Below are 13695 nucleotides of genomic sequence, written 5' to 3' on the forward strand. Positions count from 1 at the left end.
CGCCGCTGGGCAGGCTCGTCAGACGCGCGCCGTCGACGGCTCGCGCACCTCCTCGTCACCGGCCACGGCCAGCGCCTCCTGAAGGGTGAAGTTGCCGTTGTAGAGCGCCTTGCCGACGATGGCCCCCTCGAGTCCCAGCGGGGCCAGGCGCCGCAGGGCGACCAGATCGTCGAGGTGGGCGATACCGCCAGAGGCGACCACCGGCGCCGGAGTGCGCTGGCAGACCTCGGTGAGCAGCGCCGTGTTGGGACCACTCAGCGTGCCGTCACGAGTGACGTCGGTGACGACGTAACGCGCGCACCCGACGGCGTCGAGCCGCTCGAGGGTCTCCCACAGGTCGCCTCCCTCCTTGGTCCAGCCGCGGGCGGCCAGCGTGGTGCCGCGCACGTCGAGGCCGACCGCGATCTTGTCGCCGTGCTCGGCAATCACTCGCTCGGTCCACTCGGGGTCCTCCAGGGCCGCCGTGCCCAGGTTGACCCGGGCAGCACCGGCGGCCAGGGCCCGGGCCAGCGAGGCGTCGTCCCGGATGCCACCGGAGAGCTCCACCTTGATGCCGACCTCCCCGACGATGCGCGAGAGCAGCTCGGAGTTGGAGCCCCGACCGAAGGCCGCGTCGAGATCCACCAGGTGGATCCACTCGGCCCCGGCTCGCACCCAGTCCCGGGCGGCATCGACGGGGCTGCCGTAGTCCGTCTCCGAACCGACCTCTCCTTGAAGGAGCCGGACGGCCTTGCCATCGGCGACGTCGACGGCGGGAAGTAGGGTGAGCATGGGTTTCTCCTGCGGTGGTCTTGGGACGGCTCGGGTGGTCAGAGGGTTGTCATCCAGTTGCGCAGGAGCTGTGCCCCCGCATCACCGGACTTCTCGGGATGGAACTGCGTGGCGCACAGGGCCCCGTTCTCGACGGCGGCGATGAAGTCCTGCCCGTGAGTCGCCCAGGTCGCCCGGGGCAGCCGAGTGGGACCGGGACCAAGCAGCTCGGCAGGGTCCTCGGTGGCCGCGTAGGAGTGGACGAAGTAGAAGCGCTCATCGGCAACGCCGTCGAACAGCACGGAGCCCGACGGAGGGCGAACCTGGCTCCACCCCATGTGCGGGACGACGTCGGCACTCAACCTGGTCACGGTTCCGGGCCACTGCCCCAGACCCTCCTCCGTGGTCCCGTGCTCCTCGGAGCGCTCGAACATGATCTGCATGCCTACGCAGATCCCCAGGACCGGGCGCCCGCCGGCCAGACGCCGCTCGATGAGGCGAGGGGCGTCAACCGCCCGCAGCTGGTCCATGACCGCACCGAAGGCACCGACGCCGGGAACCACCAGGCCGTCGGCCCCGGTGACCTCATGGGGGTCGTCGGTCAGGGTCACCTGCGCACCGACGCGCTCCAGAGCGCGCACCGCCGAGCGGACGTTGCCGGATCCGTATGACAGAACGGTGACGCGTGGCGCTTGCATGTGACATACCCTACCGTCCCGGTGAATCGTTCTGGCATATCCTCCACACTCTGAAACAAGCACGGACGTGCGCAGACCCAGCACCCGCGGTGCTCGTGCAACGGCTTCGTCAGACGAGCCGTTCGTGCATCCCCAGCCGGATGAGCACCGGCACCGGGCCGAGTGCCCGATCCGTCGGTGGATGGCCGGTTTCCTTTCGTGAATCTCCAACATGGGCGAGGATTCATTCGTGAGCATGCAGTTCCCCCCCCAGTGAGACGCCCTCACCTGCGCCGGCACCATCGCCTCCCTCGGCGAGTCAGTCCTCCGTGGACGCGGGATCGCGCGGGTCCAGTGGCGTCCCCAGTGGATCGCACAGCGCCGCACCGTTCTCCATTCCGGGGGTGCGGATCACCTCGGTACTGGGACGCGGAGGCTTCGCCACGGTCTACGCCGGTGTGCAGGACTCCCTTCAGCGCCCGGTCGCCGTCAAGGTTGACTCCCGCCCCCTGGACGACCCGCGCAACGAGCGGCGGTTCATGCGCGAGGTGCAGGCGGCCTCACGGATCTCGGGGCATCCCCACGTGGTCTCACTGGTCGACACCGGAAAGCTGCCCGACCTGCGCCCGTACCTGGTCATGGAGCTGTGCGCGGGCGGCAGCCTCTACGACCTCGTCTCACGCGGCCCGACACCCGCCTCCGACGCCGTCGCACTGGTGGAGGCGGCGTCCTCGGCGCTGGGGGCGGCGCACGCGGCCGGTGTCATGCACCGGGACGTCAAGCCCGCCAATATTCTTCTGGACTCCTACGGGTCCCCGCGGCTGTCGGACTTCGGCATCGCCTCCGTCCAGCGTGAGGGCCAGGACCCCACCGTCACGCTGGAGTGCCTCACCCCCGACTTCGCCGCTCCGGAGGCCTTCATGCTGGCCGGCCCCGGGCCCGAGGGCGATGTGTGGTCCATGGGGGCGGTCCTCTTCGCCCTGCTGACGGGACGGGGCCCCAGGCGCGGGCCCGACGGCGTGCAGCGCAGCCTGCCCGAGATCGTCCGCTCCCTTGATGAGCCCTTGAACCTCAACGACCCGAACGTTCCCGAGATCCTGCTCCCGGTGCTCAGCAAGGCCATGGCGCCGGATCCGCAGGACCGCTACCGCAACGGCATCGAGCTCACCGAGGCCCTGGGACAGATTCGTGAGCAGCTCGGGACCGGTGACCTGGCCGTCGGCGGGCCGGTGACCTCGTTGCAGCTGGTCGAGGCCGGCCTGGTGCCGGCACCCACCCACAGCGCCGCAGGCCATTCGGCCGGTTCGGTGAGCCCCGGTAGTCCCAGTGGTTCGTCCGGCGCTCACCCTCCCGTCGCCTCGAGCGCGCTGTCGGGACCATCAGCCGGTTCGGCCCAGGCGGCCCGCTCGGCCCAGTCAGCGCCGTCAGCGATCTCCGATCAGCTGGAACGCTACGCACAGTCGCCGATGCCGGTGTCCTCACCGGAGTCGTTGAATGTCTCTCCGAGTGGGTCTGCGGCACCGGAGAACGGGCGGCCTGTGAGACTCACCACCCGAGAACGTCGTCGGATCGGGTTGCGTGCCGGGTTCGTCGGAGCGGTCGTCGGTCTGGTCATCGGGCTGGGGGCCGGCTGGATGGCCGGGACCTGGATGGCGCCCACAGTGTCCACGGTCAGGGCGGGCTCGTCGGCCCAGTCCTCGTCGTCTGGCCAGGACATCGTCTCGACCCCGCCGCACCCGGTCGGTACCTGTCTGGCCGGTACGACCTCCGTGTCGGGGCAGACCACCGCCAAGAAGGTGGACTGCAACGAGCCCCACTCCTGGGAGGTCTACCGGGTGGGCACCCTGGCGGAGAGCACCTCGGGCTCCAGCGACGACGACCTGGCGTCCGACCCCAATGTGCAGGCCACCTGCACCTCGGAGGCCGCCCAGCAGTACGGGGCGGCGAATCCGAGCACGTCGGTGCTGGGCCCCGGTGAGGCGGGGTGGAACGCCGGGCAACGGGGCTTCTCCTGCATCGCCTCGGACCTGAAGGGCGGGCAGCGGACCAGCTCCTACGCCGGCTAGACGGCAGCCCACAGGCGCGGCTGATCACATGGCGGCAGTCCTGCTGACGTGATCCGACGTGCCTGAGATCACTGCGGGGGACGGCGCAGTCCGCGTCCGAACCAGCGCATCGCCCGGGGGGCCTTGATCTCGGATGACTTCACGGCGCCGGGGACGTCGTCGGCGTCGATGACACCCAGAAGCACGTCCTCGACGACCTGGTCCATGGAGGCCAGCAGGAGACCCGCCGATGCCTCCTCCCCGGGCTGGCCGTTGCTGAAGCGGCGGGCGGTGATCGTTCCGGACAGGCCGGACTCGATACCGACGTCGGTGGCCAGGTCCGCGGTCATGAGGACCGCGCCGGCTCGCGACAGGCGGGAGAGCTGGGCGGCCAGCTCAGCCGCCTCGGCGGGTTCGGATTCGGATCCTCCCAGGAGCTCGGCCACGTCCCAGTCGGAGTGGGCCGAGACGAACTGCTTGACCGCGAAGGCACCGCTGGAGGAGGGCACCACGGTGCAGTCGAGGTCCATGAGGGAGCACATGCCGGCCAGGCCGTCGGCCCGGTTCAGCGGCGTCATGACGACGGCGACCTTGACCGCCCTGGGGGCCTGGTCATCGGGATCACCGGGGCCGAAGGGGCTCAAGGAGTCGGCCGCGGCCGTGACCTGCGCCTCCTGGACGTCGGTGAGCCCGGAGGACTCGTCAGCGCTCTGTACTCCCCCATCCTCCCCGCTGATGGGATGGTAGGTGTTGTGGGGGACGTCGGCGGGGCTCACTCCCTCGGACACGGTTTCGGACGTGGTCTCCTTGGCGCCGTCGGGCGAGGCGGATGCCGCTTCTGGCAGGCCGTCCCGGGTCTTGTTGCTCCGGGGACCCTCCGGGGCCTCCAGGCCCTCGATCGATGAGAGGTCGTCGGGGATCTCGACGTCGTCCATGAGGGCGGCGAACTCGGCGTCCAGGTCGCGCCGGCCGTCCTGGCCGTCATCGTGGTGCTCGTCGGGCTGGGGGATCTGGTCCATCACAGGCTTCCCTTCGTGGACGGGATGGTCTCAACGCGGGGGTCGTCCTCCACGGCGGCGCGCAGGGCTCGGGCCAGGGCCTTGAACTCGGCCTCAGCGATGTGGTGGGGGTCGCGGCCGGACAGGACTCGCACATGCAGGCAGATGCCGGCGTGGTAGGCGACAGCCTCCAGGACGTGACGCACCATCGAGCCGGTGAAGTGACCCCCGATGAGGTGGTGGACGAAGGCCTCGGACTCGCCCTCGTGCACCAGGTAGGGGCGTCCGGAGATGTCGACGACGGCGTGGGCCAGGGCCTCGTCCAGAGGGACGCTGGCCTCGCCGAAACGGCGGATGCCGCGCTTGTCCCCCAGTGCCACGCGCAGGGCCTCGCCGATGCAGATGGCGGTGTCCTCCACGGTGTGGTGCACGTCGATGTCGGTGTCACCGCTGGCGCGCACCGTCATGTCGATGAGGGAGTGCCGCCCCAGGGCGGTGAGCATGTGGTCGTAGAAGGGGACGGTGGTGGAGATGTCGGTCTGGCCGGTGCCGTCGAGATTGATCTCGACGACGACGCTGGACTCGCTCGTGGCTCGCTCGATACGCGCGGTACGGCTCATGTGTGCTTCCTCAGCATCGTGTGTCGTGCTTTTCAGCATTACTGGTTCCTTGAAGGATCTCAACCGGTGGCAACCCTACCGGTCCTCGACGCCGCCCGCGGCCGGCGTCCTTCCCATCTCCTCATGCCTTCCTCGTGGCCGCCGTCAGCGCGGTGCGCAGCCGCCCCATCTCCTCCGGCGTGCCGATGCTGGCGCGCAGGAAGCCCTCGGGGCCGACGACGCGGATGAGGACCCCGGCGTCGAGGAGGCTCTGCCAGACGGCGTCGCGGTCCGGGAACGGGCCGAACAGGACGAAGTTGGCGTCCGACTCGTGCGCGGTCAGTCCCTGGCCGCGCAGCCAGGTCACCAGGGCGTCTCGCTCATCACGCAGGGAGGCGACCTGCGCCATGAGCTCGTCGCGGTGGGACAGGGCGGCCAGGGCGACGGCCTGGGTGACGGCGGAGAGGTGGTAGGGCAGGCGCACGACGCGCAGGACATCGACCAGGGCGCGATCGGCGGCCAGGTAGCCCAGGCGCAGCCCGGCCGCTCCGAAGGCCTTGGACATGGTGCGGGTGACGGCCAGGTGCGGATTGGCCGGCCCCAGCAGCTCCAGGGCGCTGGGCACGCCCGGACGGCGGAACTCGGCGTAGGCCTCGTCGATGACGACGACGCAGTCGCTGGCGCGCGCCGGTGATCCGATCTCGGCCCCGAGCATCGGGCCGTGACCGCGAGCCGCGTCAAGGATCCGGCTGACGTCCTCAAGCGGCAGAGCCGTCCCAGTCGGGTTGTTGGGGCTGGCCAGAATGACCACGGCGGGCCGAAGCTCGGTGATCGCGGCCACCGCGGCCTCGACGTCGAGCGTGAAGTCCTCGCGGCGCGGGCGCGTGGCGTAGTCGGTCAGGGTGTCACGGGCGTACTCAGGGTACATCGAGTACGTGGGGGTGAAGGTCAGACAAGTGCGCCCCGGACCGCCGAAGGCCTGAAGCACGTGGAGCATGACCTCGTTGGAGCCGTTGGCCGCCCAGATCTGCTCCGGGGTCAGCTCCACCCCGGACTCCGCCTCGAGGTAGTCCGCGAGCGCGGCCCGCAGCCGGGGGAAGTCGCGCTCCGGGTAACGGTTGAGTCCCCGGGCGGCCCGGGCCACTGCGGTGGCGATCGACTCGATGACCGCGGCGGACGGAGGATAGGGGTTCTCGTTGACGTTCAGCCGCACGGGGACGTCGATCTCCGGGGCGCCGTAAGGCGTCTCGTCCTCCAGGTCCGGTCTCAGGGGCAGGTTCGCGCTCACGGCCTGGAGTCTACGGCTCGCTAGCCCTTGGCGGAGGGGCGGCCTCAGCAGGTGGGATCACCCGCGCCGAGGTGCCGGCCGGAGCCGGGTGACGACGGTGGTCAGTGCGGTTCGCTGGTCAGCATGATCTCCTGGAAGTCGAGACGATCCAGGGCGTGCTCCAGGGAGTCGGCCGAGTACAGGCCCTCGTCCCCGGCGTCCAGGAGGGCCTCGCGCTGGGCCCGGATCATGTCCAGGGCCCGCTCCCTCATGGGGGCCAGCTCGTCGTGCCGCCAGGTCGGGTCGGTCCATGCTCTGGCGACGGCCGCCGGGGAGAGGACGATGTCGTCCCCCTCCCGTCGCAGCAGGGTGCTGCGCTCAGGCTTGAGGGCCTCGTTCTCCTCGTCCTGGGCGGACACCGGGGCCTTGTCCGGCCTCGACGCCGTCTCGGAGGTGGCAGGCTCTTCCGGGCCGGTCGACTCGGTCTGCGTGTCGGGCACGGGCTCGCTGTCGGAGGGCTTCGTGGTACCGGAGTCCATGGCGTCGTGAGGGCTGCGGCCGGGAGGCTCATGGCCATCGGCAACGGCGTCGCGGGCGGCACTGACCAGCAGCGAGATGACGGATGCCTTCTCCTCGTCGTCGGCGGGTCCGGCCATTGCGGGTCTGACCAGGCGCACCAGCGCCGGCAGCGTCAGTCCCTGGAGCGTCAGCGAGCCGGCGGCCACGAGCATGGCCACCAGGAGGAGGAAGGGTCGGTGCGGCGCCGTGGTCGGCAGGGTCTGGGCCGCGGCCAGGGTGATGGCGCCGCGCATGCCCGCCCAGATGATGACGGCGCCCTCGCGTGCGCGCAGGGGCTCGGCCGCGAAGTAGTCCAGGTCGGCACCGCGGCGTCGGACCCGGCTGGAGAGCCTCAGGGCGCGCCGGGCGATGCTCTCGTGGCTGGGCTCGCGCCGGAGCTTGCGCTGGACCCGCGCGAGGCGGCGTCGGTCCCAGGGAACCTGAGGCATCTCGGCCTCGCCGCGCACGATGGCCGAGCAGCGGTTCTGGAACTGGTGGATGGCCTCCTCGTTCTCCTCCCAGTGGGTCGCCCAGCGCGCGGTCCGGTGGCTGAGGAGCTTGAGCATCGGGGCGACGACCAGGGCCCGGATGACGACGGTGAGGAGCCCGGCGATGGCGGCGACCTCAACCGCCCGACGGACCCCGAGGTCCGAGGCGTCCACCTTCTCCACCACGCCGAAGAACTCCAGCCCCATGACCAGGAAGATGAGTCCTTCCAGGGTGAGCTCCACGGTGTGCCAGTTGGTCCGTGAGGCCACTCGGTGGGCCGGCGGCAGCATCCGGGGACCTCGGTGTCCGGTGATGAGTCCGGCGACGACGGCGGCCACCAGGCCCGATCCGTGCATGTGCTCGGCCGGGATCGCCGCCAGGAAGGGGACGGTGAAGGACACGACCGTGTCCACGGTGGGATCGGTGATGTGGGATCGCACCCGCAGGCTCACCTCGCCGACGAGCCAGCCCACGCCCAGGGCCACGAGGACCGCCAGGGCGAAGCCGCCCAGAACGCCTCCGACGCTCACGCCTCCCGACGTGGCGGCCGAGACGGCCGAGGACAGGACCACCAGGGCGGTGGCGTCGTTGAGGAGCCCCTCCCCCTCCAGGACGGTGATGATGCGCTGCGAGACCCCCAACCGGCGGGCGATGGAGATGGCCACGGCGTCGGTGGGGCTGAGGATCGCTCCCATGGCGATCGCCCAGGCCAGGGAGAGCCCGGGGACCAGCAGGGTGAGCACCACGCCGATCACGGCGGCGGACAGTGCGACCAGCAGGATGGCCAGGACCGCCACGGGGGCGAGCTCCCGTCGGAAGTTGATGGTCGAGATGCTCACCGCCGTCGAGAACAGCAGTGGGGGAAGGATGCCCTCGAGGACCACCTGGGGGTCCAGCTCGACCGCCGGGATGAAGGGCAGGAAGCCGACGGCGGTGCCGCCGGCCAGGAGGATCAGCGCCGGAGCGACACCAATGCGGTCACTGAGCTGCGAGGCCGCCGCGATGGCCAGGGTGCCCAGCACGGCGATGATGAGGAGGTCCATGGGCCAAGGGTAGCCAAGGCCATCGGCGGCCAATGATGAGGCTTCAGCAGTCGTGGGCGGTGAAGCGGTAGGAGGTCATGCGGGCTCCACGGGTGCGTCGTGCCCGAGCGGCTCTGAACCTGCGGGCTCCGCGCTCGGGGAAGTCCTCTCCGGGGAGGGCACTGCCGTCTCGATGGGGTCGTCCTCCTCGACGCGGTCCCCCGTGGCCTGAGCGCCCGCCTCGCCTGCCACGGCCCTCAGACAGATCGGCGTCGTCCGCCTCCGGGCCGAAACCGGGACCGTAGCCCGGAACGAATGCGGGACCGGGGCCGAAGGGGCCGAAGCCGCGCTCGCGCATGCGCATCATGGCCTCGAAGCGCTCCTCGCCCATGCGACGACGGGCGTCGGCGAAGCGCGGCCCGCACTCACCGTCTTCGTCCGGCCCGAGCCGAGACTCCAGAGAGGTGATGATCTTGTCGAGAAGCCGGGCCAAGGTGGCGGCCTCCTCATCGGTCAGCGAGTCGAGGTAGTCGGCCCTGGGCCCGCTCAGGGGCGTGTCACGACCGGCCTCGGTGAGGTGGACGACCATGACGCGGCGGTCCTCCTCACTGGCCCTGCGCTCGATGAGGCCATCGGCCTGGAGCTTCTTGAGCAGCTCATTGAGGGACTGCTGGCGGATATCGAGGAGGAAGGCCAGGTCTCGGGTGGGGATCGGGCTCTGCATGCGCAGGGCGGCCAGTACCCGGCCGCGGCCTCGAGTGGTGTCGGCGAAGGGGCCGTCGTGATGCGCTGTCATGCGACTGCGGCGCATGAGGTGCTGCAGGCGGCGGAATCGTTCGTGGAGCGAGGCTCGCTGCAGGTGCTGCGACGAGGCCGCGTCTTCGGTGTTACCGGTGTCGTCGGCGTCGAGCTCGGAAGCACTGGGATGGGGGTTGTTGGAGTTGTTCGTCATGTCGGTCTCCGTTCCAGCGCCTTGGCGGGCGCTGTGCTGACTGTCGAGTGAGGTTGTGTCTGGGTCGGTGTTCCTGATGCTCTCGGCATTCATGAGCTTCTCCTGACTCGTGAGGGCACCTGTGCGGGTCTTGCGGGTCTACTGCCACTCCTGTCGCCATCGGTTCGAACCGTCATCGCGGGCGGCGGCGGACAGACTTTGGAAGGTGCCTGTTGTATCTTGACGACACCGAAGGTACAGGCACCTTCTGATCATCGTCAAGAGACTATCTGCTGGTACCTGTATGATGTAGGTCATTCTTCACGACGGTGTCCGACCTCGCCGGTGCCGGATCCGGTATCGATGTCCGCGGATGCACGGGCACGTCCGTGGAAGTCAGTGGAAGTCACCGGAAGTCACCGGAAGCCGGTGAAACTCGGTGAGGCTCAGTCGCCGGGGTTAGCGTTGCAGCATGTCTACGACGACCATGACATCGGGTTCTCAAGGTGCCGTCCGCCCTGTTCGTGAGCGTGCCGAGGCCGTCCTGCGCGAGCTCGTCGGCCGCCCGGAGGCCCGCCTGCGCGAGGACCAGTGGCGGGCGATCGAGGCGCTTGTCGTCGCCCACCGTCGGGCCCTGGTGGTCCAGCGCACGGGCTGGGGCAAGTCGGCGGTGTACTTCGTGGCCACGGTGCTGCTGCGTGAGGGCTGGGGAGACTGGCGCCCCGGCGCGCCGACGCCCTCCCCCGGCGCGCGCGACCGGACCGGGGGCGTCGGCGCGAGCGTCATCATCTCGCCGCTGCTGGCCCTCATGCGCGACCAGGTGGCCGCCGCCGAGCGCGCCGGGATCCGGGCCGTGACGATGAACTCGGCCAACGTCACCCAGTGGGAGGAGATCGAGTCCCAGGTGCGCACCGGAGAGGTGGATGTCCTGCTCGTCTCCCCCGAGCGGCTCAACAACCCGGTCTTCCGGGACGAGGTGCTGCCGCACCTGGCCGAGGCGGCCGGGCTGGTCGTCATTGACGAGGCCCACTGCATCTCGGACTGGGGGCATGACTTCCGTCCGGACTACCGGCGCATTCGCACCCTGCTGGAGGATCTGCCGCCGCGCACCCCGGTCCTGGCGACGACGGCGACCGCCAACGCCCGGGTCAGCGCCGATGTTGCCGAGCAGCTGGGAGTCTCCCCCACGGCGTCCGGCGTGGACGAATCGCAGGTCCTGGTGCTGCGCGGCACCCTGGGGCGCAGCTCCCTCCACCTGGGGGTCAGGGCCCTGCCCGATGCCGCCGCCCGCCTGGCCTGGCTGGCCTCCTACCTGCGGCGAGCCCGCGGAAGCGGCATCGTCTACTGCCTGACCGTCTCGGCTGCGATGGAGGTCGCCGAGTACCTGCGCACCGCGGGCATGGAGGTGGCCGCCTACACGGGGCAGACCGACGCCGCCGAGCGCGAGCGCCTGGAGGAGGATCTCAAGGCGAACCGGGTCAGGGCGCTGGTGGCCACCTCGGCGCTGGGAATGGGGTTCGACAAGCCGGACCTGGCCTTCGTGGTGCATATGGGGGCGCCGTCCTCGCCGGTGAGCTACTACCAGCAGGTGGGGCGTGCCGGTCGCGGCGTGGAGCGGGCCGAGGTGGTCCTGCTGCCGGGATCGCAGGACCGCGCCATCTGGGAGTGGTTCGGCTCTCAGGGCTTCCCTCCCGAGGAGCAGGTCCGCACGGTCCTGGAGGGCCTGGAGGACCAGCGGGCCGCGGGGTCCGGGCCGATGTCGACGGCGGCGCTGGAGACGGTGACCTCGTTGCGGCGCACCCGGCTGGAGTCCATGCTCAAGGTCCTTGACGTCGACGGCGCCGTGCGCCGGGTTCGGGGCGGCTGGGAGTCCACCGGCGAGCCCTGGTCCTATGATGCTGAGCGCTACGCGAGGGTCGACGCCGCGCGTCGGGCCGAGCAGGAGGCGATGGTCGCCTACGAGCGGCTCGGAGCCGACGCCGCCTCCTCAGGGGCTGATGCACCCTGTCGGATGGCCTTCCTGAGGTCGGCGCTCGATGATCCGCATCTTGAGCGGGGGTGGCGCTGCGGGGCCTGTGACCTGTGCGGAGGCCTGGTTCTGCCCGATGTCCCCGGCGAGGAGCAGGTCGGTGCCGCCCGCCGGGCGCTGGGCCGCGCCGGTGTCGAGCTGCGGGCTCGCCGTCAGTGGCCCACCGGGATGGAGCGTCTGGGGCTGGGCCGGCTCAAGGGTCGCATCGGCGCCGCGCAGCAGGCGGCAACCGGGTTGGCCGTGGGGCGGCTGGACGGGTTGGGGGCCTCGGGCGCTCTGCGCGAGCTGGTGGCCTCCGGTTCCGACGGGGAGGTCCCGGTCCCCCTGAGACCCTTGGTGCTTCAGGCCGTGGACCGGCTCGGCAAGATCATCCAGGACGAGCGGGACGCCGGCACTCAGACGCAGGAGAGGCGGATCGTGGTCGTCGTTGTGGACTCTCGCACCCGGCCCCACCTGGTCCGCCGGTTGGGGCACGCCGTGGCCACCCGGCTCGGGGCCAGACCACTGGGAGTCGTGGGCCTGGCCGGCCAGGATCCGCCGCACCACGACGTGGGCTCGGCGTTCCGGCTGGCGGAGGTGGCCCGCAGCCTGACCCTCGAGGCGTGGTCGGCGCAGGCGCTTGATCAGCTGCGGGGTTCCGTCGCGGTCCTGGTGGACGACTGGAGCGACTCCGGCTGGACGCTCACGATGGCGGCCGCCCTTCTGCGTGAGGCGGGAGCGGCCGCGGTTCACCCCTTCGTCCTGGCCCAGAGATAGGGACAGGGAGGCAGGGCCGGGCGGGTGCTGGCCGGACCGACTCCGGCACCCGCCCGGCTCCGGCGCGCTAGAACCCGGTGGAGGCGGCGGCCAGTGCCGGAGCCACCTGGCCGCCAGGGGTCCCCACCTGGTCCTCGAGGTAGTACCACCAGAAGGGAGCGCCCCAGGCGTCGGAGCGCCCCAGTGCGGCGCCGGTGACGTGCTCGGCGACGGCGGTGCGGGCCACCGTGGGGTCGGAGGCCGACCCGAACCACCACGGGCCGTGGTTCAGGTCCTCAGCCCCGTACCCCAGCTCGGTGACGGCGACCCGGGAGGCCGGGAAGGCGGCGTCCAGGGCGCTGAGGACCCGGTCCGCAGCCGTTCCCAGCGGGTGGAGCTGGGGATAGACGGACAGTCCGACGACGTCGACCAGGTCCCTGATCGGCTGGGTGATCTCCTTGGCCGCGTAGCTGAACAGGGAGTAGGCGGGGTCCGCCTGTCCGAGCTGGTAGTAGAGCGTGAGCACCGTTGTGGCGCCGGTGCGCTCGCGTACCGCCTGGGCCGCACGCTGTGCCTTGGCCACCGGGCCGGTGCCCAGCCAGTCCCCACCGATCTCGTTTCCGACCTCCCAGGCGTCGACGTCGGGAAGCGCCGCGATGAGGGTGTTCACCCGTGTGTCCCAGGCCTCGTCGCTCAAGGCGGCCATGTCGTGGGAGTCGCAGATCTGGACCAGGGCCAGACCGCCCTGCGCATGCAGGACGTCCACTGCGGCGCGCCAGCCGGCCATCTCCTGGGCGTCGCCGGGGTTGCCGATGACGAGGCGGGCCGATACCTTCCGCTTTCCACCTCCTGGTCCACTGGGGGCCAGGGCCGCGGTGATCTCGGCGGCCGTGGGAACCCGGGTGAAGGTCACTCCGATGATGGCGTCCTGGGGGGCCTGGGCCACCATCGCCCGGTCCAGGGCGAGCTGGGCCCCGGCGGTGGACTCCAGGGCCGAGTTGGCCAGGCGGCCTCTGTCGGCCCAGGACTGGGCCGTGGCGCAGGCATCCAGGGACTGCTGGGCGGAGTCCCGCAGCGGTACCGCCTCGTCGGCGCCCTTGAGGCCCTGCGCGGTGGCCTGCTGGTAGCGCTCGGCCTGCCGCTCATGGAGGGTTCTGGCCGCCAGCTCCAGCAGGTCGTGCTCACCGGAGGCGGGCAGGTCCGCCATGAGAGCCGAGTACCCGTGGCTGGTGGGCCACGACATGGTCAGCGTGCAGGCGCGCCCGGTGGGCACGTCGATGCCGATGGCGCCGCCCTCGTCCTGGTAGAGGGGGCCGACGGCGATGACCTCCAGGGTCTTGGCGTCCAGCAGGGCGTCGTCGTAGCCGGCCTCGCCCTTGCCGTTGGACTGGATGCGTCGCAGTGCCTCGAGGTCGAGGGCACTGCCCTGCGCATCGCTGACGTGGAGGCTCAAGTGAGTGGTCGCCCCGTCGCCCATGGCCGGCGGGGTGGCCACATGTCCGTGACCACAGGAGGACACTGACGTTCCCAGAACCCCGGCGCCCAGGAGCGCCAGTGCCCTTCTGCGGCTGGTCTCAAGAGTCATGGAACCATTA

10 protein-coding genes are annotated in these 13695 nt (G+C 70.8%); 2 read left to right on the forward strand and 8 right to left on the reverse strand.

All coding sequences use genetic code 11. From position 1 onward, the window contains the following. Window positions 1-18: 18 nt before the first annotated feature. Both priA and hisH read right to left on the reverse strand, forming a co-directional pair. On the reverse strand, window positions 19-771 hold the full coding sequence (priA, locus tag HCR68_RS03100) for a bifunctional 1-(5-phosphoribosyl)-5-((5-phosphoribosylamino)methylideneamino)imidazole-4-carboxamide isomerase/phosphoribosylanthranilate isomerase PriA (RefSeq protein ID WP_167146085.1): 753 nt from the start codon (window positions 769-771) through the stop codon (window positions 19-21). A gap of 38 nt (window positions 772-809) precedes the next feature. Continuing rightward, entirely contained in the window at window positions 810-1448 is a 639-nt protein-coding gene (hisH, locus tag HCR68_RS03105) for an imidazole glycerol phosphate synthase subunit HisH (protein ID WP_167146087.1), read from the reverse strand. A 383-nt stretch (window positions 1449-1831) separates the two neighbouring features. Between hisH and HCR68_RS03110 the strand changes: the two genes are divergently transcribed. Continuing rightward, complete coding sequence (locus HCR68_RS03110; RefSeq protein WP_167146089.1) at window positions 1832-3493, forward strand: serine/threonine-protein kinase; 1662 nt, start codon at window positions 1832-1834, stop codon at window positions 3491-3493. A gap of 68 nt (window positions 3494-3561) precedes the next feature. Here the strand turns inward: HCR68_RS03110 and HCR68_RS03115 are convergent, their stop codons facing one another. The 5 genes from HCR68_RS03115 to HCR68_RS03135 all read right to left on the reverse strand — a co-directional run bounded on the left by HCR68_RS03115 (window position 3562) and on the right by HCR68_RS03135 (window position 9357). Further along, the gene (locus tag HCR68_RS03115) at window positions 3562-4491 is read right to left on the reverse strand and encodes a hypothetical protein (RefSeq protein WP_208320487.1); all 930 of its coding nucleotides are present in this window, start codon (window positions 4489-4491) and stop codon (window positions 3562-3564) included. Next, a complete protein-coding gene (gene hisB, locus HCR68_RS03120) occupies window positions 4491-5090 on the reverse strand; it encodes an imidazoleglycerol-phosphate dehydratase HisB (RefSeq protein ID WP_167146093.1) in 600 nt (199 codons plus the stop codon). Before hisB ends, HCR68_RS03115 begins: the two co-directional genes overlap by 1 nt. Window positions 5091-5211: 121 nt before the next feature. Then, on the reverse strand, window positions 5212-6357 hold the full coding sequence (locus HCR68_RS03125) for a histidinol-phosphate transaminase (RefSeq protein WP_167146095.1): 1146 nt from the start codon (window positions 6355-6357) through the stop codon (window positions 5212-5214). Between the two features lie 101 nt (window positions 6358-6458). Next, window positions 6459-8426 carry a sodium:proton antiporter gene (locus HCR68_RS03130; RefSeq protein ID WP_167146096.1) on the reverse strand — a complete coding sequence of 656 codons (1968 nt, stop codon included), beginning with the start codon at window positions 8424-8426 and terminating at the stop codon, window positions 6459-6461. Window positions 8427-8469: 43 nt separating this feature from the next. Next, window positions 8470-9357, reverse strand: a complete 888-nt coding sequence (locus HCR68_RS03135; protein WP_167146098.1) for a MarR family winged helix-turn-helix transcriptional regulator — start codon at window positions 9355-9357, stop codon at window positions 8470-8472. 451 nt (window positions 9358-9808) lie between these two features. On the opposite strand from HCR68_RS03135, the gene HCR68_RS03140 reads away from it, so the two are divergent. Further along, window positions 9809-12121: a DEAD/DEAH box helicase gene (locus tag HCR68_RS03140; RefSeq protein WP_167146100.1), complete on the forward strand. Its 2313-nt coding sequence runs from the start codon at window positions 9809-9811 to the stop codon at window positions 12119-12121. Window positions 12122-12188: 67 nt separating this feature from the next. Here HCR68_RS03140 and HCR68_RS03145 read toward each other — a convergent pair whose 3' ends face one another. After that, on the reverse strand, window positions 12189-13685 hold the full coding sequence (locus HCR68_RS03145; protein WP_167146102.1) for a Tat pathway signal sequence: 1497 nt from the start codon (window positions 13683-13685) through the stop codon (window positions 12189-12191). Window positions 13686-13695 lie beyond the last annotated feature (10 nt).

It is taken from the genome of Actinomyces sp. ZJ308 (genome assembly GCF_011752065.1).
Taxonomy (GTDB): Bacteria; Actinomycetota; Actinomycetes; order Actinomycetales; family Actinomycetaceae; genus Actinomyces.